The organism is Streptomyces sp. NPDC029122 (assembly GCF_055569445.1).
The window spans coordinates 72109-97070 of record NZ_JBVHWK010000031.1 but is presented as its reverse complement, the minus strand read 5'-3'; the positions used below and the strand labels follow the sequence as shown (position 1 = coordinate 97070).

Genomic DNA, 24962 nt, shown 5'->3' with positions numbered 1-24962 from the left:
GTACGCGTCCCCGGACGGCTTCCCGGCCGGCTTCACGTCCTTCTCGGCACCCGCCGAAGCGGAACCCGGCTTCACCGCACGGAAAACGGCGGTGCGCTCGGCGTCGGCGTCCTCACCGTCATCGGCACCCTCCGCACCGGCGTCCGGCTTCACCACACCGAACGCGGTGGTACGCACGTCCCCGGACGGCTTCCCGGCCGGCTTCACGTCCTTCTCGGCACCCGCCGAAGCGGAACCCGGCTTCACCGCACGGAAAACGGCGGTGCGCTCGCTGTCGGGGGCGGCCGTACGCGGGTCCGGGGACGGCTTCTCCGCCTCCGGCCCGGCCGGCTCGGCGGACCCGGAACCGGTCCCATCCGACGGCTTCTCGGCACGCGGACCGGCCTCCGCCGGAGCCGGAGCGGAATCCGGAGCGGAATCCGAAGCGGAAGCGGAACGCGGCTTCACGGACCCGGAACGGGACTCGTCCGCCGACTCCCCGGCATCCGGGCCCGCGTCGGCGCCCGCGTCGGCGTCACCCGCCTCCGCCTCCGCGGAATCCGGCTCACCGGACGGGGTCTGACGGACCGCGCCCGCCACCGGGGTCTTCGGGTCCACCCGTCCCGGGGACGGCCGCGAGGGGGCGGCGGCTTCGGTCTCCGCGCCCGCGTCCTGCACCTGTCCGTCCGGCCCGGCCTCGGCGGCCCCGGCCGTCGCGGCCGGACCCTTCAGCGGGTCTCGCGGCTGGAAGACCGACAGCCTCGGGTCCTGCTCCCCGGACGCTCCTTCATCTACCGACTTGTCGGGGGACTCGCCCGCCACCGTTCCTCCTCGATCGCTGTCCGGTCACTGTCCGAACCGTCTAACAGTGTCCCGTCTAGGGGGCATCGCCCAACCGCTAGACGAGAACGACATAGCTACTGGTTCCCGCCCAAAGCGTCCAGGCGCTCTCGACAGATGAATGTGAGAGGCGTCACCCTGTCACTCATCCACGCGGGGAGGCATGGATGGGCAGGAGCCGCAGAACAATTCCGGAGGAGCTTCTGCTGCTCGCTTTGGACCCGGCCACGGGTACCACGGCGCAGCCGCAGTCGCTCGACCTCGGCCTGGCCGGGGCACAGCTAGTGGAGCTGGCTCTGGCAGGACGGATAGCCCCTGACGGGGATCGTATCGCCGTGGTGATGCCACGGCCGACAGGAGATCCGACTCTGGACTCCGCACTGGAACTGCTGCGCAGGCGCGGCAGCCCGGTACGGGCCGTCCACTGGATCGGCGGACCCCGGCTGGGGCTCCGCCAGATTTACCTCGCGCACCTGGAGCGCTGCGGCATGGTCCATGCCGTCGCGGGACAGATGTGCGGGGTGCTGCCGACGACTCGCTACCAGGCGACCGACACGGCGATCAGCCGGGAGATCCGTACCCGGCTCGACAGTGCGATCCGCACCGGCGTACCGCCGGACCCGCGGACCGCGGCGCTCGCCGCACTGGCCCACGCGGTCGGACTCGGCAAGCACCTGTACCCCGGCAACGAGGGGCGGTCGTCCAGGTCCCGGCTGCGGGACCTGATCCGGCACGACCCGATGGGCGGTCTCGTCGCGCACGCCGTGATGGACGTCCAGAACGGTGTGGCCGCACAGCCGCGCCGCGACCGCGCCGTACAGCCGCAGGCGCAGGCGCAGCCGCAGCCGGCCGTCCGGGCCACGGCGACCGGCGGTGTTCCGCTGCAGCCGCGCCGGACGGGGGCGATGGCCCGCGTCGCCGCGCACTGAGCACGGCGAGCACGGCCACCGGCGGGACCCGTACGACCGCACCGCCCGCACGACCGCACACCCGCACGACGGAACCACCCGCACCACCCGCACCACCCGCGACACCCCTTGAACCGCCAGCGGGGCTCAGATCCACCGATCCACCGATCCACCGACACCGCGGCCGGAGGTCCCCCAAGACCCGGCCCCGGAGCCGCCCGCGCGGGGTGGCGAGGCCGACGAGACGGCTTCGCCACCCCGCGTGCCGCTTTCCCGCGTTCCCCAGCGCCGTCGCACCCTTCGGTGGCAGTCTGCTGAACACCAGACACTCAGCGAGACAGCGACAGAAGAAGGCGGAGGTGCCGTCCACGTGGCGTCCAATGTCAATCCCACCGTCCGACGCCGCCGACTGGGCATGGAGTTGCGCAAGCTCCGCGAGGACAAGGGCATGACGGCCGAGCAGGTCGCCGAGCGCCTCCTCGTCTCCCAGTCCAAGATCAGCCGTCTGGAGAACGGCCGCCGGTCCATCAGCCAGCGCGACGTCCGCGACCTGTGCGAGGTCTACGAGGTCGAGGACCCCCGCCTGGTGGACTCCCTCATGCAGATGGCGAAGGACTCCCGCCAGCAGGGCTGGTGGCACGCCTTCGGGGACATCCCGTACAGCGTGTACATCGGCCTGGAGACGGACGCGGCCAGCCTGCGCACCTACGAGCCGCAGATGGTCCCCGGCCTGCTCCAGACGCCCGAGTACGCCCAGGCGCTGATCCGCGGCGCGCTGCCGGAGACGGCCCCCGCCGATGTGGAGAAGCGCGTCCAGGTGCGCATGCACCGCCAGAAACGGCTGTCCGAGACGGAGAACAACAATCCCGACGTGGGGCCGCTGCGCCTGTGGGCGGTGATCGACGAGGCGGCGCTGCGCCGGCACGTGGGCGATCCGCAGTTGATGGTCCGGCAGCTGGAGTACTTGATAGAGCAGTCCCAGCAGCCGTACATCACGGTGCAGGTGATGCCCTTCACGATGGGCGCCCATCCGGGGGTGAACGGTCAGTACGCGATTCTGGAATTCCCGGACGCCTCTGACTCGACGGTCGTCTACATCGAGGGCGTCACGAGCGATTTGTACCTGGAGAAGGCCAACGACGTTCAGAAATACAGCGTGATGTACGAGCACCTGCGGGCCCAGGCCCTCAACGTCGACCAGACCAGGCGGTTCATCTCCGAGATCATCGAGCAGTACGCGGGCAAGGCGAACTGAACGCGAACTCCGCAGAGCGGCAGGAAGCGGACGGAAGTGGTGAGGGGGGCCAGCACGGTACACCGTCGCTCCCCGGCCACAGAAGGCCTGAATGGAATATGCCACCCGGTCGAGTGAATGCCTCCTTCGGCCATCGAGAGCTGCCGGTAGCGTCGATCACGTCGGCCGGGGAAATCCCCGGTCGGCACGCAACCGGAACTACTCGCTGAACCGGAGAAGAAACATGGCTATTCGTCAGGGCGCTACGGAAAACTGGACCAAGTCCTCCTACTCCGGCGGGAACGGCGCCTGCGTCGAGGTCAAGTCGCCCGTCACCCACGCCGTCGCCGTCCGCGACTCGAAGGTGCAGGACGGTCCGTCCCTCACCTTCGCGCCGGGTTCCTGGACCTCCTTCGTCACCGGTGTGGTCGGCGACGGACCCGGGCGCCTCGCCTGAACGTCTCCACCCCCCACACCGAACACCCCGTACGGAGCCCTCTCGACCGGCCCGCCGTCCTGGCCGAGGGGGCTCGGCCGTGCCCGGCGCCTCGCCGTCCCGGCCACCGGTGGCCGCCTCAGCGCAGCTGGTCGACGTACCGGTCGGTCCCCGGCATGGTCGGGACGAACGGCGCCACCAGCTCCACCCGGCCCAGCCCCGACTCCGCGACCTCCGCGTCCAGCCCCCGGAAGCGGTCCCAGCAGGTGCGCGGGTCGGCCTCCAGGAACCACAGCAGCGTGAGCCGGGTGCCGACCCCCTCGACCTGCTTGACGTACGCCATCCGGTCGCCGGGCAGCGGTGTCGGCCGGAAGAGCGTGACCATCGCCGCGGGTGAGCCGTGGAGCCGCCGCGGCAGGGCCCGGGAACGCAGCCACTCGCGCAGTTCCTCCCGCCGTCCGGGCCCGTCGGTGTCGACGACCTGGAGGACGAGCCCGGCGTACGGGTGGTCGAGGGCGTGGAAGTCCCGGGGGCCGGCGGCGCCGTCGCGGTAGACGGTGGCCTCGTGGTCCTGGAAGGCCGTGAAGACGTGGGTGCGGTCCTGGTAGACGCGCCCGTCGCGGTTCAGCCGCTTGTTGATGCCGACGGTCCACTTCATGTGCTCGTCGTAGCGGCCCTCGGTCACCCAGTACGTCGAGAGGTAGCAGCCGGTGGTGACGGGCTGGGCGACGGCCGACTTCTCGGGGTACCGCAGCTCCTGGAGGTCGCGGGTGGCCACCCAGCGGCGGCCGGCGTACATCCAGGGCATGGCCATGGCGCCGGCGTAGTAGTGGTCGTCCTCGTACCAGCGGTTGTACGCGTACTCGTGGCCCGGGTGCGGTTCCACCATGGTGATCAGGGCGTGGCCGGGGCGGACCCCGTACGGGCCGACGGCCGCGAGCTCCGCGTAGTCCCCGGCCCGGGTGTCCTCTCGTTCCCGTTCGTCTCTCGTCATGCCACCGGTTTATCTGATGCCACGTCAGTTGTGGAGACCGCTACGGGTGTTCACCCCTCGGAAAGGTAGCTGCTCCCTGCACCTTCCGGCGTTAGGCTGCGGCCACCCGCGACCGAAGGAGCCGCCCCCATGCGCCCGAGCACCGCAGCCGCCGTCCCGCCCGACGCTCCGCCCGCCGCCGCTCCGCCCGGCTTCGCCGCCCGCGCGGCCGCCGTGGGCGGTTCGCCCCTACGCGAGATCCTCGCGCTCACCGAACGCCCAGGGGTGATCTCCTTCGCCGGGGGCCTGCCCGCGCCCGAGCTCTTCGACACCGAGGGCCTGAGGGCGGCGTACGACACCGTCCTGACCGGCCCCGGAGCCGCCCGGGCCCTCCAGTACTCCACCACCGAGGGCGCCCCCGAACTGCGCGCGGCCGTCGCCGCCCGGGCCGCCGTCCGGGGCCTGCCCACCTCCGCGCAGGACGTGCTGGTCACCACCGGCTCCCAGCAGGCGCTGACCCTCCTCGCCGCCACCCTCCTGGAGCCCGGCGACACGGTACTGGTCGAGAACCCCACCTACCTGGCGGCCCTGCAGTGCTTCGGCCTGGCCGGCGCCCGGGTCATACCCGTGCCCTGCGACGGGCAGGGCCTGCTCCCCGACGCCCTCGCCGAGATCACCGCCCGGGAGCGGCCGAAGCTGCTCTACACCATCCCCACCTTCCAGAACCCGACCGGGCGCACCCTGCCCGGGGACCGCCGGGCGGAGGTGGCCCGGATCGCGGCCCGGCTCGGGCTGTGGCTGGTGGAGGACGACCCGTACGGCGAGCTCCGCTACGAGGGTGCCCACGAGCCCTGGATCGCCGCCCACCCGGGCGCCGAGGACCGCACCGCCCTGCTCGGCAGCTTCTCCAAGGTCATGGCCCCGGGGCTGCGCCTGGGCTGGCTGCGCGCGCCCGCCGCCCTGCGCCGTGCGGCGGTGGTCGCCAAGCAGGCGGCGGACCTGCACACCTCGACGGTGGACCAGCTGGCCGCCGCCCACTACCTCGGCGCCCACGACCTCGACGCCCACGTCGCCCGGGTCCGGGACGCCTACCGGGCCCGGCGCGACGCCCTGCTGGCGGGACTCGGCGGGGCGCTCCCGGCGGGCTCGGAGTGGAACCGCCCCGAGGGCGGCATGTTCGTGTGGGCGCGCCTCCCCGAGGGCTGGGACGCGGGGGCCCTGATGAAGTCCGCGGTCGAGCACGACGTGGCGTACGTCCCCGGCGCCCCCTTCTTCACGAGCACCCCGGATCCGCGCACGCTGCGGCTGTCCTTCACCACGCACACCCCGCGGGAGATCACCGAGGGCCTGGACCGGCTCCGGCTCGCCCTGTCGTAGGCCCTGCCGCCAAGGTCCCTGCCGTCAAGGTCCCGCCGGGCGCTTCCCCGGCGTACAGCTCCTCGATCTCGGCGGCGTAGCGCCGGGCCACCTCGGCGCGGCGGGGTTTCAGGGTCGGGGTGAGGGTGCCGGCGCCGACCGAGAGCTCCTCGTCCAGGACGCGGAAGGCGCGGATGCGGGCCGGGCGGGAGACGGTGGCGTTGGCGGCGGCGACGGCCGCGGCCACCAGCTCCCGTACCGCCGGGTGGGCGGCCGGGACCGGGCCGAGGTCGAGGGCCTCGCGGGCCGCCCAGGCGGTGACCTCCTCGGTGTCCAGGGTGATCAGGGCCACCGGGTGGGGGCGCCGGTCGCCGATCAGGACCGCGCGGGAGACGAAGCGGGAGGCGGCCCGCACGGCGAACTCCACCTCGGTCGGGGTGATGTTCTTGCCGGCCGAGGTGATGATCAGCTCCTTCTTGCGGCCGGTGATGGTCAGGAAGCCGTCGCCGTCCAGGGCGCCCAGGTCCCCGGTGTGCAGCCAGCCGTCCGCGTCGAGGGCCTCGGCCGTGGCCCGGGGGTTGGCGTGGTAGCCGGGGAAGACCATCGGGCCCCGGGCGAGCACCTCCCCGTCCGGGGCGATCCGCACCTCGCAGCCCGCCACCGGCCGGCCCACCGTGCCGTACCGGACGGCGTCCGGGTGGTTGAGGCTGATCACCCCGGCGGACTCGGTCATCCCGTAGCCCTCGAACACCCGGATCCCGCAGGCGCGCAGGAAGTCCAGGGTGGCGGGGGCGATCGGGGCGCCGCCGGTCAGGGCCCAGGTGAGCCGGCCCCCGAAGGCCGCCCGGACCGGGCCGTAGAGGGACTCCTCCGCCGCCTCCCACGCCGGACGCTGTTCCTCCGGCAGGGCGCCGTCCGCCGCCAGGACGCCCAGCCGGACCGCCTCCTCGAAGCGCTCCCGGCCGCCCTCGCGCGCCTCCGCCAGCCCGAGCACCATCGCGTGGACCTTCTCGAACAGCCGGGGCACCGACGGCAGATGCGTGGGCCGCGCCTCGGCCAGCTCGGCGACGACGTCCTCCACCCGGCCCCCGAAGTAGCACAGCTCCCCGCCCTCCAGCAGGGTGGTGAACTGGATCAGCTGCGCCAGCAGGTGCGCCAGCGGCAGGTACAGGTACGTCGAGGAGCCCGGCCCGCCCGGGAGCAGCGGGAGGGTGGCGTCCTGGACGGCCCCGAGGTTGCCGTGCGTGAGCCGGCAGCCCTTGGGCGGGCCCGTGGTGCCCGAGGTGTAGACGATCGCGGCGTCCCCGTCGGGGGTGACCGAGGCGGCGCGGGCCGCGAGTTCGGCCTGCGGGGCCCTGACCGGGATCTCCTCGTCCATGCGTACGACCGCCCGCAGCGCGGGCAGTTCCGGCCGCAGCGCCTCCACCCGGGCGGCCTGGGCGGCGTCCTCGCAGACGGCCACCACCGCCTCGGAGTCGGACAGCACCCAGGCCAGCTCCTCCTCCCCCGCCGTCGGGTACACGGGCACCAGGACCGCGCCCGCCGCGAGGATGCCGAGGTGCGTGTACGTCCACTCGGGCCGGGTCTCGGCGAGTACCGCCACCCGCTCGCCGGCCCCGACGCCGAGGCCGAGGAGGGTGCGCCCGGTCTCCCGTACGGCCGCGGCGAGTTGCGCGTGGCTGCGGGTCCGCCAGGTGCCGTCCGGCGTGCGGAAGCGGAGCGCCGGGTGCTGCCCGTACCTCTCCTCGGTCCACTGGGTCAACACCGCCAGCGTGCTCGGCCGACCGTCCATCGCATGCCCTCCCGGGGGTAGGTGACCCCCGATGGTGGGCCCGTCCCGGGCCCGCCCGGCATGACCGGAAGCGTCACCCCCGCTGACCGCAGCGCTCATTGGGGCTACCTTCGGAGCCATGGGGAGGCGGACGGTCACCGTGCACCACGTGCGCGCCGTGCTCGCGGGGGCGCGGCGCGCCGGCTGCGACCTGGTGCCGTTGCTCCAGGAGGCGCAGATCCCGCCGCTGCTGCTGGGTGACGACCGGGCGCGGATCACGCCCGCGCAGTTCGCGCGTCTCTTCCGGGCCCTGTACCGGACGACGCAGGACGAGTTCCTCGGGCTGTCGGCCGTCCCGAGCCGGCCGGGCACCTTCGCGATGATGTGCCACGCCTGCCTGGGCTGCCGTGACCTGGGTGCGGCCGTGGAGCGGGCGGCCGTGTTCTACGGGCTGTTCCCCGGCGGGCCGGAGCTGGTGCTGGAGACGGCGGGCGGGCGGGCGCGGTTCGGCGTGCGCAACGATTTCGACGGGGACGAGGAGCGCTTCCTCACCGAGTGCGTGCTCGTGATCTGGCACCGGCTCAGCAGCTGGCTCGTCGGACGGCGGATCCCGCTGGTCCACGCCGCCTTCGCCTATCCCCCGCCGCCGCACCGGGACGAGTACGACGCCCTCTTCGACTGCCCGGTGCGCTTCGGGGCCGGGCGGACCGAGGCCGTCTTCGACGCGCGATGGCTGACCGCGCCGCTGGTGCGGGACGAGGCCGCGCTCGACGCGATGCTGCGCCGGGCCCCCTTCGACCTGCTGTCGCGCCCGGAGTACGGGACCACGGTCGCCGAGCAGGTACGCCGGACCCTGACGCGGCGGCTGCGGGGCGCGCCCCGGCTGCCGGAGCTCGGGGAGGTGGCGGCGTGCCTGGCGGTCTCCCCGGCGACGCTGCGGCGCCGGCTCCGGCAGGAGGGGACCTCCTTCCAGCAGCTCAAGGACCAGGTGCGGCGGGACGCGGCGATCGCGGGGCTGGCCGAGAGCGGGGAGCCGATCGCGGAACTCGCGGCCCGGCTGGGCTTCTCGGAGGACACCGCCTTCCACCGCGCGTTCCGCCGCTGGACGGGGACGACTCCGGGGGCGTACCGGATCTCCTCGGGCGGGTAACGAGGCGGCGCGGCGGGGCGTGCCGGTCCCGGGGTGGGACGCGCGGTCAGGAAAGGTGAGCTGTCCGGTCAGCGACATGCCGACCGGTCGGTCACTACCTTCGCCTCACCTGCCCCCACCCTCACGCACGTTGGGAGTTCCGCCCATGCGTTTGCGCAGCACCGCCCTGGCCGCCGCGGCCGCACTGACCGCCCTGGCCTTCCCGGCCGTGACCCCCACCGCCGCCACCGCCGCCGACGGCGAGGCCACCGGCCGCCCCGGCGACATCGTCAGCAGCGCCCCGTCCGCCTTCCACCCGCTGCCCGGCCAGCCGACCGGCACCAGGGCCTGGAAGGTGCACTACCGCTCGACCACCGCCGACGGCGCCCCGAACGTGGTCTCGGGCACCGTCATCGTCCCCCAGGACGGCCGCACCGGCCCGCGCCCCCTGATCACGTACGCCGTCGGGACGGTGGGCATGGGCGACTCCTGCGCGCCGGGCAACAACCTCCCGTACGGCACCTCCATGGAGGCCAACCTGATCCAGCAGTACACCCGGCGCGGCTGGGCCGTGGTCGTCACCGACTACGAGGGCCTCGGCACCCCGGGCGTCCACACCTACACGGTGGGGCCCTCGGCCGGCCACGCCATGCTCGACGCCGCGCGCGCCGCGATCCGGCTGCCCGGGACCGGGCTGACGGCGGACACCCCCGTCGGCATCATGGGCTACTCCCAGGGCGGCCAGGCCAGCAGCTGGGCCGCCGAGCTGCACGGTTCGTACGCGCCGGAGCTGAAGGTCAGGGGAACGGCGACGGGCGGTGTCCCCGCCGACCTGCTGGAGGTGGCCGCATTCAACGACGGCTCCTTCGGCTCCGGGCTGATCTTCATGGCGGCGGCGGGCCAGGACGCGGCCTTCCCGGAGCTGCGGCTCGACTCGTACCTCAACCCGGCGGGCCGGGCGCTGGTGGCCGGGATGAAGGAGCACTGCGTGGCGGTCGACGCGATCGCCGGCTCCTTCAAGCGGATCTCCGATCTGACCACCCGCGACCCGCTCGCGCAGCCCGACTGGCGGGCCCGCCTGAACCAGAGCCGGCTGGGCGGTACGGCCCCGGCCGCGCCCGTGCTCCAGTACCACGCGCTGGGCGACGAGCTGATCCCGTACGCGGTGGGGCGGCGGCTGCGCTCCGAGTGGTGCGCGCGGGGCGCGGACGTCCAGTTCGACACCATCGTGCTCGGTGAGCACGTCAGCGGGGTCATCACCCACTCCCCGGCCGTCGGGGACTGGCTGGCGGACCGTTTCGCGGGCCGGGCCACCCGGCCCGACTGCTGAGCCTCCCCGGCTACCGGACCGCCCCGCCGTGCCCGCCCCGCCGGTTCACTCCCCGGCGGGGCAGGAGCGCGTCCCGCCCGGCAGCTTCCCGCGGGTGAGGAAGTCGTCGACGTACTCGCGGACGCAGGGCGAGGCGGCGTAGCCGGTGTGCCCGTCGCCCCTGTGGTCGATCACCACCGCCGAACCGAGCCGGCGGGCCGTCTCCTCGGTCCACTCGTACGGGGTCGCCGGGTCCCCGCGCGTGCCGACGAGGAGCATGCGGGGCGCGCCGGGGCGGTCGATCCGGCGGATGAAGTCGGTGCCGGCGGGGCGGCCGTAGCAGGACAGTACGGTCATCAGCTGGCCCGGCCCGAAGATCGGCGAGGTCCGCTGGAAGTCGGCCCGGAGGTCGCCGATCTCCTTCGCGATGGCCTCGGGGGTGGCCTTGTCGTTGCTCCGGTCGGGGTCGTCGGCGCAGTTCACGGCGGTGAGCGCGGCCGAGGCGTTGTCGTCGGGGATCCGGGTGGGGCCGTCGTCGGGCGGTGTCTCGGCGGGGCCGCCCAGTTCCATCAGGGCGACGGGGTCGCGGTCGCGCTCCACGCGGGCGAGGGCCTCGGCGAGGTCGGGCCACCGGCTCTTGGAGTACAGGGCGGCCGCGATGGCGCCCACCGCGTCCTGCCCGGTGAAGTGCGAGCCGTCCTCCCCGACCAGCGGGTGCTGGTCGAGCCGTTCGACCAGGGCCTCGACCTTCTCCCGGGCGGTGCGGGTGTTGCTGCCGTAGACGCAGTCGCGCCGGTGGGCGCACCAGACGAGGAAGTGGTCCAGGGCCCGCTGCTGGCCGCGCGCGGAGACCAGGGCCTGCTCGGGGAGCGGTTCGGTGAGGGTGTCGACCCCGTCGAGGACCATCCGGCCGGTCTTCTTCGGGAACTGCGCGGCGTAGACGGCGCCGAGCCGGGTGCCGTAGGAGAAGCCGAGGTAGTTGAGCTTCTTGTCGCCGAGGGCCTGGCGGACGCGGTCCAGGTCGCGGGAGACGTTGACGGTGCCGACGTACGGGAGCACGGGCCCGGAGTGCAGCGCGCACCGCTCGGCCACGGCGCGCAGGGCGGCCAGCTGGGAGGCGGCGTCGCCCGGCACCTCGTCGCCGGTCTCCTGGGAGCCGCCGCAGGAGACGGGGGAGCTCAGGCCGACGCCGCGGGGGTCGAAGGTGACGAGGTCGTAGCGCTGGCCCAGTCGTGCGAAGAGCTCGGGGTCGGCGGCCAGGGAGGCGATCCCGGGGCCGCCGGGGCCGCCGAAGTTCAGCAGCAGGGAGCCGAGGGGTCTGCGGCCGGGCGCGGTGGCGGGGATGCGGGCCACCGCCACCCGGGTGGTGCCCTTGGCGGGGTCGGTGTGGTCGAGGGGGACGGTGACCTCCGCGCACCGCATCGCCGCGGGGACGCGTTCGAGGGGGCAGTCCCCCCACCGTATGCGCGGTCCGGCGGCGGGCGCGGGGCTGCGGGCGGGGTCTTGGGGCGGTCCGGGGGCGGCCGCGAGGGAGGCGGCCAGGACCAGTGCGCAGGCCGCGCCGGCGGCGGTGCGGGGGCGGAGGCGGTGACGGGGCATGCGCCCTCCTCGGGTCGCCCCCCGGACCGGTCGGCCCAGCCCACCATAAGCGGGCCGCGCCGCCCCCGCCCCCCGGAAGGCCCGCCCCCCGGGGCACCCTGTCAGGCGGTGCGGGGCGCCGGCTCAGGCGGTGCGGGGCGCCCGGTACAGGGCGTCGATCTCGCTCCCGTAGTCGCGGGCGATGGCGGCGCGCCTGAGCTTCAGCGAGGGCGTGAGGTGGCCGCGTTCCTCGGTGAACTCCGTCGGCAGGACGGTGAAGCGGCGGATGGACTCGGCCCGCGAGACCAGCTTGTTCGCCTCGTCGACGGCCCGCTGGAGCTCCGCCAGCAGCTCCGCGTCGGTGACCAGCTCGCGCAGGGGCACTCCCTGCTTCTTGCGCATCTGCCGCCAGTGGGCGAGCCCGTCGGGCTCCAGGGTGATGAGGGCGGCGACGTAGGGGCGGTTGTCGCCGATCACCAGGCACTGGCCGACCAGGGGGTGGGCGCGCAGCCAGTCCTCCAGGGGCGCGGGGGCGACGTTCTTGCCGCCGGAGGTGATGATGAGGTCCTTCTTCCGGCCGGTGATGGTCAGGTACCCGTCGGCGTCCAGCTCGCCGATGTCCCCGGTGGCCAGCCACTGCCCGGGCTGGTGGGCGGCGACGTTCCAGTACCCGGCGAAGACGTGCCGGCCGCGCAGCAGCACCTCCCCGTCGTCGGCGATGCGCACCGCCGTCCCGGGCAGGGGCCAGCCGACGGTGCCGAGCCGGGGGCGCTGGGGCGGGGTGACGGTCGAGGCCGCGGTCGTCTCCGTCAGGCCGTAGCCCTCGAAGACGTCGATCCCGGCGCCGGTGTAGAAGGCGGCGAGGCGCCGCCCGAGGGGTGAGCCGCCGCTGAGGACGTAGCGCACCCGGCCGCCGAGGGCGGCCCGGATCCGCCGGTAGACGAGCGGGTCGTACAGGGCCCGGGCGGCCCGCAGGCCCATCCCGGGCGGGTTGCCCTCCGCGGCTTCCCCGTACCGCTGGGCGATGCGGGCGGCCCGGTCGAAGGAGGAGGCGCGGCCCATCCTCTCGGCGGTGGCGCGGGCGGTGTTGTAGACCTTCTCCAGGACGTAGGGGATGGCGAGCAGGAAGGTCGGCCGGAAGCCGGCGAGGTCGGCGAGGAGTTCGTCGGTGCTGATGCTCGGCGCGTGCCCCAGCTTCACGCGGGCGCGCAGGCAGCCGACGGCGACCATCCGCCCGAAGACGTGCGAGAGCGGCAGGAAGAGCAGCGTGGAGGCCGGGTCCCTGCTGACGGACCGGAAGACGGGGTGCAGCAGCTCCACGGCGTTGTCGACCTCGGCGTGGAAGTTGCCGTGGGTCAGCACGCAGCCCTTGGGCCGGCCGGTGGTGCCGGAGGTGTAGACGAGCGTGGCGACGGATTCGGGGGTACGGGCGGCCCTGCGCGCGTGCACGATCGCGTCGGGCAGGTGCTCCCCGGCCTTGACGAGCCGGGCCAGCGCGCCGGTGTCGAACTCCCACAGGTGCGCGAGTCCGGGGAGGTGGGCGCGCTCGGCGCTGATGAGCCGGGCCTGGACGGTGTCCTCGACGGCGCAGGCCACGGCCCCGGAGTCGTGGATGATCCAGCGGGCCTGGAGGGCGGATGAGGTCGGGTAGATGGGTACGGTGACCAGCCCGGCGGCCCATCCGGCGAAGTCGAGCAGGGTCCACTCGTAGGTGGTCCGGGCCATGATGGCGAGCCGGTCGCCCTCGGCGAGCCCCTCGGCGATCAGCCCCTTGGCGACGGCGAGGACCTCGCGCGCGAACTCGGCGGCGGTGACGTCGCGCCAGGTGCCGTCGGGTTCCTTGCGGGCGAGCACGGCCTCGCGGGGGGCCTCACGGGCGTTCTGGAACGGTATGTCCCCGAGGGACCCGCTCGTCGCCGGCCCGACGAGCGCCGGCACGGCCACCTCCCGCACCACCCCGCCCACGATCGTCTTGACGGGCTCGACGGGCTCGACGGGCTTCGGCGCGGCTGCGTGCACGGCGTTCTCCTCGGTCGGCGCGGTGTTACCGCCGGTAATCTACGCACGGCCGCCTCCCGCGAACACCCCTCGTACGCCATCTCCCCGCCGGCTCCACACCACGTCGACGGGATGCCCCCGAGGCGCGCACACGCCAACCCGCAGACCACCGGCCCCGGAACCGCCCCGCATCCCGGAACGCCTGCGTCCCCGGGAGGCGAAGGGGCACAATCGCGGAGGGTCCGCCCCCCACCCCGAGGAGCTGCCGTGCCGCCGTCCCAGGAAATCGAGTTGACGCTCACCCCCGCCCAGGCCGCCGGAGGCGTCCTCGTCTCGGTCCCCCTGCCGGACGGCCCCCAGCGGCTGCGCATACCCCCGGCCCGCAACGGCGACCTCGTCCGGGCCAGCGTCGGCGGGGCCGAAGTCCTGCTGCGCATACGGGTGTCCGGGCCGCCGGCGCCGCCGCCGGCCGCGCCCCCGCCCGCCCCGGCGCGGAAGGGCGGTGCCGTCGGGTGGCTGGTGCTGCTCGGGGCCGCGGCGGCGCTGATCGTCGGCGTCTCCCTCGCGAGCAGCGACGACGACTCCGCCCACACGGCCTCCTCGGCCCCGACGGCCACCCCCACGCACACCCCGGACCCCTGGCCGACGTACACCGCACCGACCTACCGCCCGCCGACGTACCGCCCGCCCGCCTCCACCCCGTCGGCCGACGAGGAGACCTCCGAGCCGGCCCCCACCCCGACCACGCGGGCCCCCCGCCCCTTCGAGACGGGCACCTGCCTCAACGGCCAGCTCCCGGACTCCACCGTCGCCCAGTCCGTCAACAACGTCGACGAGGTCTCCTGCTCGGCCCCCGACGCCCACTACCGGGTCATCCAGCGCTTCCCCGGCACCAGCGACATGAGCCGCTGCGACGAGAACCCGCGTACCGAGTACGGCTTCTCGTACCAGTACACGATCAACGGCAGCGTCATCAACGAGTACGTGTACTGCCTGGTCGGCATCGGCTCCTACTCCCGCGCCTGACCGGCTTCCCCGGCCGTCCGGGTGCCTACTGCCAGCGGTACGGCTTGATGCTGGGGTCGTAGGAGCAGGTGACCGTCGTGCCGTTGGTGGCGCGGGCGGTGCGGCCGCGGTCGGCGTTCGGGCAGAACTGGCCGTCCACCACCGGGTGACCGTTGGAGGTGCAGGCGTAGCCGCTCTTGCCGTCGGGGCAGGTGGTCATCGACCCGCCGCCGCTGCCGCCCGCCGCGGGCTTGGTCTTCGCGGGCGCCGGCTCCGGCTCCGGCGTGGGGGCGGCGGTCCTGGGCGGGGTGTACGCCGGGTCGTTCTTCTCGTCCAGGTACCCGTGGAAGCCGACGGAGCAGTCGCCGGACTTCTCCGCCAGCCTGAGGGTCACCGTGGTGCCCGCCCGGAGCGGCGCACCGCTCGCCGGGCCGGTCTCGCAGACGTACCAGCCGTCGTGGTCCCGGGGGAGGGTGACGTCCTTGTGCAGGGCGGTGCCCTCGATCCGCCCCTTCGCCGCGCCCAGCGCCGCCAGTTCCTGGCGCGCGTCCCGCACGGTCAGGCCGGTCAGGCCGGGCATGACCGGATCCGGCGCGGCCGTGGTCGCCGACGGCGTGGGCGTCGCGGTGGCAGGCGGCAGGGAGGCGGCGGCCGGGGTCGCCTTCGCGTCGGCCTGCGCACCGCCCCCGCAGCCGGTGAGGGCGAGGACGCCGAGGACGGCGACGGGGGCGAGGAACCGGGATGTCCGCACGACGGGGTACTCCTGGGGCGGGTGGGCGAAACCGGCCGCCATCATGGCATGTCCACGTCCAGTTCACCCCGAAGTCCCGTCATCCGGTCACGGGTTGCGGCCGCTGTACACCCCGACCACCCTGCACTCCCGGTAGGTGGTCGTCACCGGCCGTTCGCGCAGGATCTCGCGGGCCCTGTACTCGCCGAGGCTCGTGGCGTACCAGGGGGCGTCGCCGGCGCGCTTGAGCTCGTCGCGGATCGCGGTCAGGGCGCAGGAGCGCTGCGGTTCGGGCAGCCGGTCCAGGGCGGGGGCCGCGTCCGCCGACAGGTCGCGGAGGTAGTTCAGGTCGAGCCTGCCGTCCTGTTCGTACCGGGCCACGTTGCTCTCCGCGATGATCCCGTCCGGCGAGAGCAGCCCGAAGGCCAGTACGGTCGCGGCCGCGCTGCCGACCACCGCGCGGGCCAGCCACCGCCCGCCGACCGCCCCGGCCGCCATCAGCAGCACGAGCACCAGGCCCAGCCACAGTTCCATGGTGACGACGGACAGCCGCAGCCTGGTCAGCCCGTACGCGTCCACGTACAGGTCCATCCGGCGCACCGCCGACGCGACCACCACCAGCGTCAGCAGGCACAGCGTCCCCAGCACCGAGCGGACCAGGCGCCGGTCGCCCGCCCCGCCGCGCGGTGCCCAGCGCAGCGCGAGCGCGATCACCCCGAGCACGAACACGGTGGCCCAGAGCAGCTGCCAGAAACCCTGGCGCGCGTACTCGGCGTACGTGAGGTCCGTGCTCTCCAGCACCTTGTCGTAGCCGCCGAACAGCACGGCCAGCTGTACCGCGTTGAACCCAGCGAAGAGCAGGTTCAGCACGATCAGCGGCAGGCTCCACTCCACCCGCGAACGGGCCTTCCCCCGGCGGGACTCGACCCGGTCCCAGCGGTGCGGGGCCGCCGCCGTGCGGGCGGCTGCGAGCGCGAGGACCGTGCCGGTCAGGAAGAGCAGGAACCGCAGCGGGCCGTCCCCGACCGACACCTCGGGGACCAGCCCGCCGAGCAGGTCCGCGAAGGCCGCGTCGGCGGAGGCGAACAGCGTCCCGAAGACGAGCAGCAGGGCCACCGCCACCAGGGCCGCCTTCAGCACCGGCAGCCAGCGCCCGCGGCGCGCACCGCCGCCGCGCGCCCGCACGCCCGCCCAGGCCCAGCCGACGCCGGTGACCGCGCTGTCGAGGAACCCGAGCGGGGCGAGCAGTACGCCGGGCCACCGGCCGGCTCCGTGCAGGGCCAGCGCGGCGAGCAGTACGGCGGCGAGGATCGCCAGCGTGGACGGCCAGGCGGAGTCCCGCAGCGCCGGAACCACCAGCAGCGCCACGCAGCCGGCGGCCCACAGCAGGCTCCAGGGGCGGGCCTTGCGCCCGGCCGCGCGGGCGGAGGCGTACGCGGCCGCCATGGCGGGCAGCGCGGCGAGCAGCAGCCCGGGGCCCATGCCGTCCCCGAGGACGACGGCGGTGGTGAGCCCGGCCACGAGCACGGCGACCAGGGTGGCCGTGTCGATCGGGGCGGCCTCGGCGGGCCGGATCCGCCGCCACATCGAGTTGGCCGCCCGCGCGGCGGCCTCCTCCCGGGCCTGCTGCTGGCGCAGCTGGTACTGCTGCATCTGCCAGGCGTGCCACGCGGCCGGGTCGTGCCCGGGCCGGCCGGGAGCCATGGGCGGCGGCGGCAGCGGCGCGGCCGGCGGGGGCGGAGCCTGCGCGGCGGTTGCCCCGGTCGGCGGGACCGGCCCTCGCGCGGTCTGCGGAGCCTGGGCGGGCCCTCCCGCTCCCGCCTGCCCGGCGTTCTCGGCGTTCTCGGACATCGGTCCCTCCCCTGTTGCGGAGCGGCCAGCGTAGGCCCGCACCACCAGGTTTTGAACACATTCAACTCACCGTTGTGGCAGGACCGTGACAATCCGCGCGCCGCACCTCAGGAACGGGCCGCCAGGAGTTCGGCGTAGGGGAGCATCATGAGGCCGGAGTCGTACTGGGTGATGCCGTACCTGTCGTTGTTCTCGTACTCGGCCGACAGCCGGCCCCGGGCACCCAGCGGGGAGATCACAGACGAGTGCCCGCTCTCCGTCCCGTTCATCCACCGGATCGCCGTGAGGTAGCGGGGCCTGCGCGTCACATTGACGACGTTGTTGTTGTGGCGCACCCGCCCGTGGTGGATGACGTGGTCGCTGCACGGCTCGGGGCAGTCGAAGTACCTGCCCGGCTTCTCCTTCCACGAGACGATCGAGCGGTAGTAGCCGCTGTCGAGCACCCCCCGGTCACCCCTCATGAAGGTGATCGACATACGGGTCATGACGGCGTCGTACTCCTCGTCCGCGGGGATCTGGATCACCCGCTCCGAGGTGTAGTCCGTGCCCGGCGCGATCCATGCGCCGTGCCCTTGGACGACCGGGCCGGCGTTGACGAGCGTGAGCGCCGTCGGCCGCAGGTAGAGCTGCGTTTCGACTTCGGCCTCCATGTCCGCCCGCCACTGGTCCCGGTCCATCCGGGTCTTCGCCGCGTCGAACGCCGCCTCCCGCCCCCACACCCAGTAGAGGCTGCTGACGACGTACCCCGGAACGGCCCCGTCGTTCGTGACGCGGAGCTTCACCGGGAGGTGGACGACGGGACGCCTCGGATCCTTCCTCGGGGTCCCGAACTTCGCCTCCACCTCGAAGTGGAAGAGCGCCGCGGCGGGCTGGTACACCGCCGAGTGGACGAAGTTCACCGACGCGAGCACCGCGGTCGCCACCACACCGGCGGTGAAGCTCTTCGGATGCGAGATCCCCTTCCAGGTCCGCTCGCGCCCGACCGTCCACAGCGCCCACAGCGCCCACGCCGACAGCGCGAGGAACACCGGCAGGTACGGAGTCCACTCCCGCTCCTGGAACCACACCGTCAGCAGCAGGGCCTCGGTCGCCGCCGTGACGAGTACGCCCACCAGCACCACCGCGCCCGAGTACGTCAGCGCCCGCTTCCCCCAGAAGTCGAACACCGCGGCCGCCGCGACGGCCTGCACGGCTCCCGCGAGCACGAAGAGCATCCCCGCCAGCCGCCCCGAGAAGGTCAGGGCCCCCAGCGCGTCCACCATCCCGACCCGGGCCAGCAGCAGTGCCGACACGAGCAGCCCCGCGGCCAGCACGGCCATGGTGGCGCGTCGGCGGCCCGCGCGGTCCGGCCAGGTGGCGGCGTCCGCCCCGCGCCAGGTCACGCGGGCCCGGTCCGACAGGTCCAGGCCGGGCGGCAGCCCCGCACGGCGGAGCTGCCTGCGCAGATCACCCGGGGACCAGGCGCTCCCGGCCGGCCCTCCGTCGACGGTGACCGCGCGCAGACCACGCGCGTCCGGCGCCTCCACCACCACCCTGCGCGTACTCATGCCCCCCAGCCTCGGCGCTGCGCCCGGCCCGCGCACCCGGGGCTGCTCCACCCCGCGCCGGGCCGCCACCCGGCCGGAAGCCGTCCCCCCGTAGGGTGCCCGGGTGACGACGCACCTTCCCGCCTGCTCCTGCTGCGGCGACGCCCTCTGCGACGAGCGGCGCATCGACTTCGGCTACCACCTGCCCGACGCCGCCTTCGGCCTGCCGGAGGAGGCCCTCCACCGGCTCGGCGTGCGCGCCCTGCTCCGGGTGGACGGCGTCGGCTCCTTCATACGCTGCCTGCTGCCCGTGCGGCTGACCCACGACACGGAGCTGGTCCTCGGGACCTGGGTGGAGGTGGAGGACGCCACCCTGCGGCGGGCCCACGAGCTGTGGGAGGAGCCCGGCTACGCGGACTTCTCCTTCCGGGGCACCTACGCCAACCGGATCCAGCCGTGGGGCGACGACCTGCTGGGCGCCGAGGTCACCGCCGAGGTCGCCGACCCGGACGAACTGCCCGTCCTCACCGCCGTACGCCACCCCGTGGCCGCCCGCGTGCTGACGGACGTCTGGGACCGGGACGAGGTCCTCAGCCGCTTCCCGTACCCGCTCCCGGTGGACGTGCGCACCGACCTGGGCGACCACTGGTCGGTGCTGCGCACCGCCGGGCTCACCGCCTCCTTCTCCGACGGCGCGGACCACTACACCGGTCCCCACCGCACCGCGGCCGTCAACCTGATGCGGGACGACGTCCCCGGCCGCGCCCCCGAGGACTTCCTGACCGCCCTGCTCTCGGGCGCCCCCGACACCCGGCCCGCCCAGCGCGCCCGCGAGGCGACGGCCGACGGCGTCCGGTACGCGTTCTGGATGACTCCGCGGGACCACGGCCGGGAGCGCCACGAGTTCTACGGCTTCGCCGTCCACGCCTCCGGCAGCGCCGCCGGGGTCTTCTGCACCCACGAGGACGCCGCCGACCTGGCCTGGGCCCAGGGGATCTGGCGCTCCCTCGACTACGCGCCGCCCCGCCGCGGGAACGGCTGACCCGTCGGGCCGGCGGCCCGGGGGTCAGCCGCCGGCCGCCCGCCCTCCCTCAGTCCAGGCAGAATTCGTTGCCCTCCGGGTCGGCCATGGCGATCATCCCCTCGTCCACGCCGTTGGGTTCGAGCCGGTACAGCCGCTTCGCCCCCAGCCCCTCCAGCCTGGTGGCCTCCACCTCCAGCACGTCCATCCGCTCGGCGCCGGTCAGGCCGGGGGCGGCGCGGACGTCCAGGTGCATGCGGTTCTTGACCGTCTTCCCCTCCGGGACCTTCTGGAAGAACACCCGCGGCCCCTTCCCCTCCGGATCGGTGATCGCGGACCGGTCGTTGTGCCGCTCGGGCGGCACGCCCCACGCCGTCAGCGCGGCCGGCCAGTCGGCGAACCCCTCCGGGGGCGGCTGGACGCGGTAGCCCAGGGCCTCGGCCCAGAACACCGCCTGGGCGCCGGGGTCGGCGCAGTCGTACGTCACCTGGAATTCCTTGGCCATGCCGCCTCCCGCCGTTCGGAACCTGCCGACATCCTCGCATCCCAACAGGCTTTCTGCAGCGGCAGGTTGGTTGGGCACGCCGGTCGGGGCGGGTGGACCCGTCAGCGTCGCGCGGCCGGCCAGGCGGTCAGGGCCAGTTCGGCCACCGCGGCCAGCTGGGAGGCGGTGGCGCCGTCCTGGGCCCGCTGCGAGAGGCCCTGGAGGACGGTGGCGAAGTAGTCGGCCAGGGCCGCCGGGCTGGCCTCGGCGGGCAGCTCTCCCGCCCGCTGCGCCTCCCGCAGCCGCGCCTCGAAACCGTCCACGTTCTTCTTCCGCAGGTCGCGCAGGAACGCCCGCACCCCCGCGTCCTGCGGGGTGACGTTGGTCGCGGCGCTGATGGCCAGGCAGCCGGCCGGGTGCGAGGGGTCCGGGTAGATCGCCGCGGCCTCCCGCAGGATGCGCGCGAACGCCTCCCGCGCGGTCGGCTCCTCGCGGAGCGCCGCCCCCGCGAAGGCACCGACGGGTGACCGCCCGTAGGCGTCGACCACTTCCTCGAACAGGGACTTCTTGTCGCCGAAGGCCGCGTACAGGCTCCCGGGGCGGATCCCCATCGCCTCGGTCAGGTCGCCGATGGAAACGCCTTCGTAGCCCCGCTCCCAGAACAGGCGCGTGGCGGCGGTCAGCGCCACTTCGCGGTCGAAGGTGCGCGGGCGGCCGCGCTTGGGCGTCTCAGTCATGCACAGATTCTAGAGCGATCGACCAACAAACCGTGCTACGTTCATTCTTGGTCGATCACTCAACAAATGAAAGGCGGCCGATCAGCATGGGTACGGGGCGACTTGAAGGAAAGACCGCGCTGGTCACGGGCGGCAGCCGGGGCATCGGGCGGGCCGTGGCGGAGCGCCTCGCCCAGGACGGCGCCGTCGTCGCCCTGACCTACGCCCGCGACGAGAACGCGGCGCACGACGTCGTCGAGCGCATCCGGAAGGACGGCGGCCGCGCCTTCGCCCTCCACGCGCCACTGGGCCGTCGCGGCGACGCCGTCGCCCTGTGGTCGGCCTTCGACGCCCGGATCCCCCGGCACGCACCCGGGCGGGACGTCGACATCGTCGTCAACAACGCCGGCATCGGGCGCAGTGCCGACCTGGCGTCCCTGACCGAGGACGGTTTCGACGAGGTCTTCGCCGTGAACGTGCGCGCCCCGTTCTTCATCGTGCAGGAGGGGCTGAAGCGGCTGCGCGACGGCGGCCGGATCATCAACATCTCCAGCGGCGCGGCCCACCTGGCCATGCCCGAGGCCATCGCCTACGGCGCCACCAAGAGCGCCCTGGACAACTTCACCCTCAACCTGGCCAAGGAGCTCGGCGCCCGGGGCATCACGGCGAACTCGGTCGCGCCCGGGATCATCGACACGGACGTCAACGCGGGCTGGCTGCGCGGCAACCCGGAAGCCGAGGCCCACGCGGCCTCCCTGGCCGCACTGGGCCGGGTCGGCCGCCCGGAAGACGTCGCCGACGTCGTGGCCTTCCTCGCCTCGGACGACGCGCGCTGGGTCACCGGCAAGGTGATCGACGCCACCGGGGGCTCCGGCCTGTGAGCCTTCACCCCCGGGCGGCACCGTCGCCCTACGCGGCGAGGGCCGCCTCCGGGGGGCAGTCGCGGCACCGGCCGGGGGCGGGGGCGCGGAAGCCTCGGTCGCAGCCGTCGCAGTTCTGCATCGGGTCGGGCCGCCGGACGGCCTGGAGGGTGGGCGGGGGTGCGACCGGCAGGTGCGGCGGGATCCCCGCCTTGAGCCGGTACGCGATGAGCGCCGCCGCGCTGCGCAGGTCGGGGGGCAGGTCCGCGGTGAGGGCGAGGCGTACGGCCTGCGGTTCGGCGCCCCGTGCCAGCCAGGCGGCCAGGTCGGGCGCGAGCCGCTCCACGTCGCGCTCGGAGAGCAGCAGCCGCGGGTCGTCATCGCGCAGCCGGGCGAGCAGGTCGGCGGCGTCCCGGTGGGCCGCTGCCGCCGGGGGCGGGGCGGGTGCGGGCTCCGGCTCCGGTACGGGTGCGGGCGCGGGTTCCGGCTCCGGATCGGCGGCCGTCACGGCCACCGGTTCCGGCTCCGGCTCCGGCGCGGGGGCCCGTCCGGCCGGCGGCGGGGGCGGCGGGTCGTCCTGCGGCGGGACGGTGCCGCGCGGCTGGTTGTAGGACACGGTCCGGGTCACGAGCCTGCCCTCGGGGGTCCGTACGGCGGTCCGTTCCAGGTACCCGGCGGCTTCCAGCTCCCGCAGCGCGGCGGCGATCCGCACCTCGCCCTCCGGGAAGCGCGCCGCGAGCTCCTTGATGCCGATCCTGGTACCGGCGGGCAGCGACTGGATGTACACCGCGAGCCCGATCGCCACCAGCGACAGTGTCCGGTGCTGGGCGAGGTGGTTGCCCACCACGACGTAGGAATCGGTGTGCCGCACGTTGACGTGGACGACACCCGATGGGACGGTCCCGGCGCGAACCCGGGACGCCGCGCGCGCAGGCGCGTTAGGCTTCTTGAACACCATTGGGAAGGTCTTGTGCTTCCTAGTTGGTCAGGCCCTCGCCCGGGATGCCAGTCCCGGCGGGGGCCGTCTCATGTCTGTTGTTGTGCGGCGAGCATATGCCCGCCAACCGTCCCGAAAGCCAGCCGAGTTGGCAGAGTTCACCCGAGTGAGTGAGCGGGGGGTCGGAGGGGGGGTTGGGTGGATTTACCTCGGTACTTAGGTGGTTACGTCGAGGGTCGCCGGGTCCCGCCGGCCCGCGTCCCGGATGAGTACGCGGACCACGGATCCTGAGTACGCGGGCGCAGGCGCCCCGCCCCCGCACCGGCTTGGCTGGACCCCATGCACGAGACCCAGACCCCCGGCTCCCCCGCGTCCGGCACGGCACTGGCGTGGGCCACGGCCCTGGCCATGGCCCTGATCCCGGTGGCGTTCCTCTTCGGGGCCCTGGCCGGGATGGCCGAGCGGGACCACCCCGGGACCGTGGCGGTCGTCAAGGTGTTCTGGCTGGCCTCCTGGACGGCCGCCCCGCTGCTCGCCCTCGCCGGCTGGCTGCTCCGCCGGTGCCCCGCGCTGGCCGCCGCCGGACGCTGGGCGGGCTGGATCGCGGTGATCCCGGCTCCGGTCACGATCCTGCTGGCGTGCCGCCTGTAGGCAGATCCACCTCCGCCCACACCGCCTTGCGCGGCGGCGGCCCCAGCTCCACCCCCCACCGGTCGGCCAGCGCCTCCACCACGGCCAGACCCCGCCCGCCCTCGGCGCTCACGTCCGCCTCCCGGAGAACCGGGATCCGGTCGCGGCAGGTGTCCGCCACCGCGATCCGGAGGGTCCCGCCCTCCAGGCTGAGCACCACCATGAAGTCCCGCCCGGGCACCCGCCCGTGGGTCACGGCGTTGGCCGCCAGCTCGGCCACGATCAGCCCGGGATCCTCCGTGGGCAGCCCCCATCCGTGCAGCCTCTCCACCACGAGCTGCCGCGCCTGCCGGGCACCCCGGGGCGTGGCGGGCAGTCGGACACCGAACTGATGTGCAGAGCACCAGATTTGAGTCGTCACATCACCCAGCGTGGGCCGCCGTGGCTACCGTGAGAAGCGGTACCGCCGGTGCGTCCGGGGTTTGTCCCGCGCTTGTCCGGCGCTGTCCCGGCTGTCCTGACGGCCGCTTGGGCAGGGGGCGTTGAGGAATTCGGTGCGTCGGAGGTGGGGCACGCATGACGGTGGACAACGACGGTACGGAAGACGCGGGCTGGGAGGTCGACCCCGAGGACGAACAGGGAGCGGCGGTCCTGGCGGCGCTGGGCCGCCAGCTGCGGACCTGGCGGGAGAAGGCGGGCATGAAGGCTGCCGCCTTCGGGGTGGAGATCGGGTACGGGGAGGACCTGGTCCGCAAGGTCGAGTCGGGCAAGCGGATCCCGCGCTCGGAGTACCTGGACAGGGCGGACGAGGTCCTGGGCGCGGGCGGCCAGATCGCCGCGATGAAGGCGGACATGGAGCAGGTCCGGTACCCGAAGAAAGTTCGGGATCTGGCCAAGCTGGAAGCCCAGGCGGTCGAGATCCACACCTACAACAATCACAACATTCACGGGCTGCTTCAGACACCGGAGTACACCCGTGCCCTGTTCAACACCTGGCGCCCCGTCTACACGCCAGATGAGATGGAACGGATGCTGGCCGCCCGAATGGGGCGCCAGTCGATCTTCGAACGGTCCCCCGCTCCGGCGCTCAGCTTCGTCCAAGAACTGGTCACGCTAACTCGCCCCATCGGAGGGACAATGGTCCTGCGGCGCCAGCTCGAACGCCTGCTGGAGGTAGCTCAGTTGCCGAACGTCGAGTTCCAGATCATGCCGACGGACGTCGAGGAACACGCGGGCATGGCGGGACGGATCCAGGTGCTGAAGTTCTCCGACGGCTCGGCAGTGGGACGGTCGGAGGGAGCGTTCAATGGACGACCGGTCTCCGACCCCAAGCAGCTCCGAATCCTCGAACTGCGCTATGGCATCATCCGAGCTCAGGCGCTCACGCCCCGGAAGTCGCTGGCCCTCATCGAGGAACTGCTAGGAGAGACATGACCCACAATGCCGACCTGGACTGGTTCAAGAGCAGCTACAGCGACAGCGGTGACATCAACGACTGCGTCGAGGTGGCCCACGACTGGTTCAAGAGCAGCTATAGCGACAGCAGTGACGGCAACGACTGCGTCGAGGTGGCCACCACCCCCGCCGCCATCCACGTCCGCGACTCCAAGGACACCGCCCTCCCCCACCTCACCTTCGGCGCCACCGCCTGGGCGGGGTTCCTTGCGGCACAATGACCCCTCGCACGCGCA

Annotated in this window: 23 protein-coding genes and 1 pseudogene; 12 read left to right on the top strand and 12 right to left on the bottom strand. The window is 73.9% G+C overall.

Translation table 11 applies throughout. The features are described from left to right. Nucleotides 1–801 (bottom strand): annotated as a pseudogene (locus ACZ4WZ_RS28780) (hypothetical protein); the annotation flags it as partial. A 185-nt stretch (nt 802–986) separates the two neighbouring features. Between ACZ4WZ_RS28780 and ACZ4WZ_RS28775 the strand changes: the two are divergent. The 3 genes from ACZ4WZ_RS28775 to ACZ4WZ_RS28765 all read left to right on the top strand — a co-directional run bounded on the left by ACZ4WZ_RS28775 (nt 987) and on the right by ACZ4WZ_RS28765 (nt 3418). After that, nucleotides 987–1748 (top strand): GOLPH3/VPS74 family protein, encoded by a 762-nt coding sequence (locus ACZ4WZ_RS28775; protein ID WP_467894775.1) that lies wholly within the window; start codon nt 987–989, stop codon nt 1746–1748. A gap of 349 nt (nt 1749–2097) precedes the next feature. Further along, a complete protein-coding gene (locus ACZ4WZ_RS28770) occupies nt 2098–2982 on the top strand; it encodes a helix-turn-helix domain-containing protein (RefSeq protein ID WP_467894773.1) in 885 nt (294 codons plus the stop codon). A 223-nt stretch (nt 2983–3205) separates the two neighbouring features. Continuing rightward, entirely contained in the window at nt 3206–3418 is a 213-nt protein-coding gene (locus tag ACZ4WZ_RS28765) for a DUF397 domain-containing protein (protein WP_467894771.1), read from the top strand. Between the two features lie 118 nt (nt 3419–3536). Here ACZ4WZ_RS28765 and ACZ4WZ_RS28760 read toward each other — a convergent pair whose 3' ends face one another. Continuing rightward, nucleotides 3537–4391 (bottom strand): hypothetical protein, encoded by an 855-nt coding sequence (locus ACZ4WZ_RS28760; RefSeq protein WP_467894769.1) that lies wholly within the window; start codon nt 4389–4391, stop codon nt 3537–3539. Between the two features lie 129 nt (nt 4392–4520). Between ACZ4WZ_RS28760 and ACZ4WZ_RS28755 the strand changes: the two genes are divergently transcribed. Next, the gene (locus tag ACZ4WZ_RS28755) at nt 4521–5747 is read left to right on the top strand and encodes an aminotransferase-like domain-containing protein (RefSeq protein WP_467894766.1); all 1227 of its coding nucleotides are present in this window, start codon (nt 4521–4523) and stop codon (nt 5745–5747) included. On the opposite strand, the gene ACZ4WZ_RS28750 is transcribed toward ACZ4WZ_RS28755, so the two are convergent. Continuing rightward, entirely contained in the window at nt 5707–7491 is a 1785-nt protein-coding gene (locus tag ACZ4WZ_RS28750) for an AMP-dependent synthetase/ligase (protein WP_467894798.1), read from the bottom strand. The genes ACZ4WZ_RS28755 and ACZ4WZ_RS28750 overlap by 41 nt on opposite strands. A gap of 145 nt (nt 7492–7636) precedes the next feature. On the opposite strand from ACZ4WZ_RS28750, the gene ACZ4WZ_RS28745 reads away from it, so the two are divergent. Both ACZ4WZ_RS28745 and ACZ4WZ_RS28740 read left to right on the top strand, forming a co-directional pair. After that, nucleotides 7637–8647, top strand: a complete 1011-nt coding sequence (locus ACZ4WZ_RS28745; RefSeq protein WP_467894764.1) for an AraC family transcriptional regulator — start codon at nt 7637–7639, stop codon at nt 8645–8647. Nucleotides 8648–8792: 145 nt separating this feature from the next. Next, nucleotides 8793–9956, top strand: a complete 1164-nt coding sequence (locus ACZ4WZ_RS28740) for a lipase family protein (RefSeq protein ID WP_467894761.1) — start codon at nt 8793–8795, stop codon at nt 9954–9956. Between the two features lie 45 nt (nt 9957–10001). Here the strand turns inward: ACZ4WZ_RS28740 and ACZ4WZ_RS28735 are convergent, their stop codons facing one another. Together ACZ4WZ_RS28735 and ACZ4WZ_RS28730 are read right to left on the bottom strand one after the other, a co-directional pair. Beyond that, nucleotides 10002–11534, bottom strand: coding sequence for an alpha/beta hydrolase (locus ACZ4WZ_RS28735; RefSeq protein ID WP_467894760.1), 1533 nt, complete (start codon nt 11532–11534; stop codon nt 10002–10004). A gap of 123 nt (nt 11535–11657) precedes the next feature. Next, nucleotides 11658–13532 carry an AMP-dependent synthetase/ligase gene (locus ACZ4WZ_RS28730; protein ID WP_467894758.1) on the bottom strand — a complete coding sequence of 625 codons (1875 nt, stop codon included), beginning with the start codon at nt 13530–13532 and terminating at the stop codon, nt 11658–11660. A gap of 246 nt (nt 13533–13778) precedes the next feature. On the opposite strand from ACZ4WZ_RS28730, the gene ACZ4WZ_RS28725 reads away from it, so the two are divergent. Then, nucleotides 13779–14537, top strand: a complete 759-nt coding sequence (locus tag ACZ4WZ_RS28725) for an LppU/SCO3897 family protein (protein WP_467894757.1) — start codon at nt 13779–13781, stop codon at nt 14535–14537. A 25-nt stretch (nt 14538–14562) separates the two neighbouring features. On the opposite strand, the gene ACZ4WZ_RS28720 is transcribed toward ACZ4WZ_RS28725, so the two are convergent. The 3 genes from ACZ4WZ_RS28720 to ACZ4WZ_RS28710 all read right to left on the bottom strand — a co-directional run bounded on the left by ACZ4WZ_RS28720 (nt 14563) and on the right by ACZ4WZ_RS28710 (nt 18644). Further along, nucleotides 14563–15267: a PASTA domain-containing protein gene (locus ACZ4WZ_RS28720; protein ID WP_467894756.1), complete on the bottom strand. Its 705-nt coding sequence runs from the start codon at nt 15265–15267 to the stop codon at nt 14563–14565. 87 nt (nt 15268–15354) lie between these two features. Continuing rightward, nucleotides 15355–17097 carry a DUF4153 domain-containing protein gene (locus ACZ4WZ_RS28715; RefSeq protein ID WP_467894755.1) on the bottom strand — a complete coding sequence of 581 codons (1743 nt, stop codon included), beginning with the start codon at nt 17095–17097 and terminating at the stop codon, nt 15355–15357. Nucleotides 17098–17204: 107 nt separating this feature from the next. After that, nucleotides 17205–18644, bottom strand: a complete 1440-nt coding sequence (locus tag ACZ4WZ_RS28710; RefSeq protein ID WP_467894753.1) for a hypothetical protein — start codon at nt 18642–18644, stop codon at nt 17205–17207. Between the two features lie 103 nt (nt 18645–18747). Here ACZ4WZ_RS28710 and ACZ4WZ_RS28705 point away from each other — a divergent pair, with 103 nt between their 5' ends. Further along, the gene (locus ACZ4WZ_RS28705; RefSeq protein ID WP_467894752.1) at nt 18748–19665 is read left to right on the top strand and encodes a DUF2199 domain-containing protein; all 918 of its coding nucleotides are present in this window, start codon (nt 18748–18750) and stop codon (nt 19663–19665) included. A 49-nt stretch (nt 19666–19714) separates the two neighbouring features. Here the strand turns inward: ACZ4WZ_RS28705 and ACZ4WZ_RS28700 are convergent, their stop codons facing one another. Continuing rightward, on the bottom strand, nt 19715–20149 hold the full coding sequence (locus tag ACZ4WZ_RS28700; RefSeq protein ID WP_467894750.1) for a VOC family protein: 435 nt from the start codon (nt 20147–20149) through the stop codon (nt 19715–19717). Between the two features lie 101 nt (nt 20150–20250). Beyond that, complete coding sequence (locus ACZ4WZ_RS28695) at nt 20251–20865, bottom strand: TetR/AcrR family transcriptional regulator (RefSeq protein WP_467894748.1); 615 nt, start codon at nt 20863–20865, stop codon at nt 20251–20253. Between the two features lie 86 nt (nt 20866–20951). Between ACZ4WZ_RS28695 and ACZ4WZ_RS28690 the strand changes: the two genes are divergently transcribed. Then, nucleotides 20952–21725, top strand: coding sequence for an SDR family oxidoreductase (locus tag ACZ4WZ_RS28690; RefSeq protein WP_467894746.1), 774 nt, complete (start codon nt 20952–20954; stop codon nt 21723–21725). A 28-nt stretch (nt 21726–21753) separates the two neighbouring features. On the opposite strand, the gene ACZ4WZ_RS28685 is transcribed toward ACZ4WZ_RS28690, so the two are convergent. Then, nucleotides 21754–22662: a helix-turn-helix domain-containing protein gene (locus tag ACZ4WZ_RS28685; RefSeq protein WP_467894744.1), complete on the bottom strand. Its 909-nt coding sequence runs from the start codon at nt 22660–22662 to the stop codon at nt 21754–21756. 318 nt (nt 22663–22980) lie between these two features. Here ACZ4WZ_RS28685 and ACZ4WZ_RS28680 point away from each other — a divergent pair, with 318 nt between their 5' ends. Then, a complete protein-coding gene (locus ACZ4WZ_RS28680) occupies nt 22981–23292 on the top strand; it encodes a hypothetical protein (RefSeq protein WP_467894742.1) in 312 nt (103 codons plus the stop codon). Here the strand turns inward: ACZ4WZ_RS28680 and ACZ4WZ_RS28675 are convergent. Further along, nucleotides 23264–23692 carry an ATP-binding protein gene (locus ACZ4WZ_RS28675; protein WP_467894740.1) on the bottom strand — a complete coding sequence of 143 codons (429 nt, stop codon included), beginning with the start codon at nt 23690–23692 and terminating at the stop codon, nt 23264–23266. The two genes, ACZ4WZ_RS28680 and ACZ4WZ_RS28675, sit on opposite strands and share 29 nt — an antisense overlap. Before the next feature lie 155 nt (nt 23693–23847). Between ACZ4WZ_RS28675 and ACZ4WZ_RS28670 the strand changes: the two genes are divergently transcribed. Both ACZ4WZ_RS28670 and ACZ4WZ_RS28665 read left to right on the top strand, forming a co-directional pair. Then, nucleotides 23848–24705: a helix-turn-helix domain-containing protein gene (locus ACZ4WZ_RS28670; protein WP_467894738.1), complete on the top strand. Its 858-nt coding sequence runs from the start codon at nt 23848–23850 to the stop codon at nt 24703–24705. Continuing rightward, nucleotides 24702–24947, top strand: a complete 246-nt coding sequence (locus ACZ4WZ_RS28665; protein ID WP_467894736.1) for a DUF397 domain-containing protein — start codon at nt 24702–24704, stop codon at nt 24945–24947. The genes ACZ4WZ_RS28670 and ACZ4WZ_RS28665 overlap by 4 nt, the downstream gene beginning before the upstream one ends. Nucleotides 24948–24962: the final 15 nt, after the last annotated feature.

Coding starts and splice junctions, on each gene's coding strand:
- ACZ4WZ_RS28775 (WP_467894775.1), top strand. CDS start 987: ATGGGCAGGAGCCGCAGAACAATTCCGGAGGAGCTTCTGCTGCTCGCT.
- ACZ4WZ_RS28765 (WP_467894771.1), top strand. CDS start 3,206: ATGGCTATTCGTCAGGGCGCTACGGAAAACTGGACCAAGTCCTCCTAC.
- ACZ4WZ_RS28760 (WP_467894769.1), bottom strand. CDS start 4,391: ATGACGAGAGACGAACGGGAACGAGAGGACACCCGGGCCGGGGACTAC.
- ACZ4WZ_RS28755 (WP_467894766.1), top strand. CDS start 4,521: ATGCGCCCGAGCACCGCAGCCGCCGTCCCGCCCGACGCTCCGCCCGCC.
- ACZ4WZ_RS28745 (WP_467894764.1), top strand. CDS start 7,637: ATGGGGAGGCGGACGGTCACCGTGCACCACGTGCGCGCCGTGCTCGCG.
- ACZ4WZ_RS28740 (WP_467894761.1), top strand. CDS start 8,793: ATGCGTTTGCGCAGCACCGCCCTGGCCGCCGCGGCCGCACTGACCGCC.
- ACZ4WZ_RS28735 (WP_467894760.1), bottom strand. CDS start 11,534: ATGCCCCGTCACCGCCTCCGCCCCCGCACCGCCGCCGGCGCGGCCTGC.
- ACZ4WZ_RS28715 (WP_467894755.1), bottom strand. CDS start 17,097: ATGTCCGAGAACGCCGAGAACGCCGGGCAGGCGGGAGCGGGAGGGCCC.
- ACZ4WZ_RS28710 (WP_467894753.1), bottom strand. CDS start 18,644: ATGAGTACGCGCAGGGTGGTGGTGGAGGCGCCGGACGCGCGTGGTCTG.
- ACZ4WZ_RS28700 (WP_467894750.1), bottom strand. CDS start 20,149: ATGGCCAAGGAATTCCAGGTGACGTACGACTGCGCCGACCCCGGCGCC.
- ACZ4WZ_RS28695 (WP_467894748.1), bottom strand. CDS start 20,865: ATGACTGAGACGCCCAAGCGCGGCCGCCCGCGCACCTTCGACCGCGAA.
- ACZ4WZ_RS28690 (WP_467894746.1), top strand. CDS start 20,952: ATGGGTACGGGGCGACTTGAAGGAAAGACCGCGCTGGTCACGGGCGGC.
- ACZ4WZ_RS28685 (WP_467894744.1), bottom strand. CDS start 22,662: ATGGTGTTCAAGAAGCCTAACGCGCCTGCGCGCGCGGCGTCCCGGGTT.
- ACZ4WZ_RS28680 (WP_467894742.1), top strand. CDS start 22,981: ATGCACGAGACCCAGACCCCCGGCTCCCCCGCGTCCGGCACGGCACTG.
- ACZ4WZ_RS28670 (WP_467894738.1), top strand. CDS start 23,848: ATGACGGTGGACAACGACGGTACGGAAGACGCGGGCTGGGAGGTCGAC.
- ACZ4WZ_RS28665 (WP_467894736.1), top strand. CDS start 24,702: ATGACCCACAATGCCGACCTGGACTGGTTCAAGAGCAGCTACAGCGAC.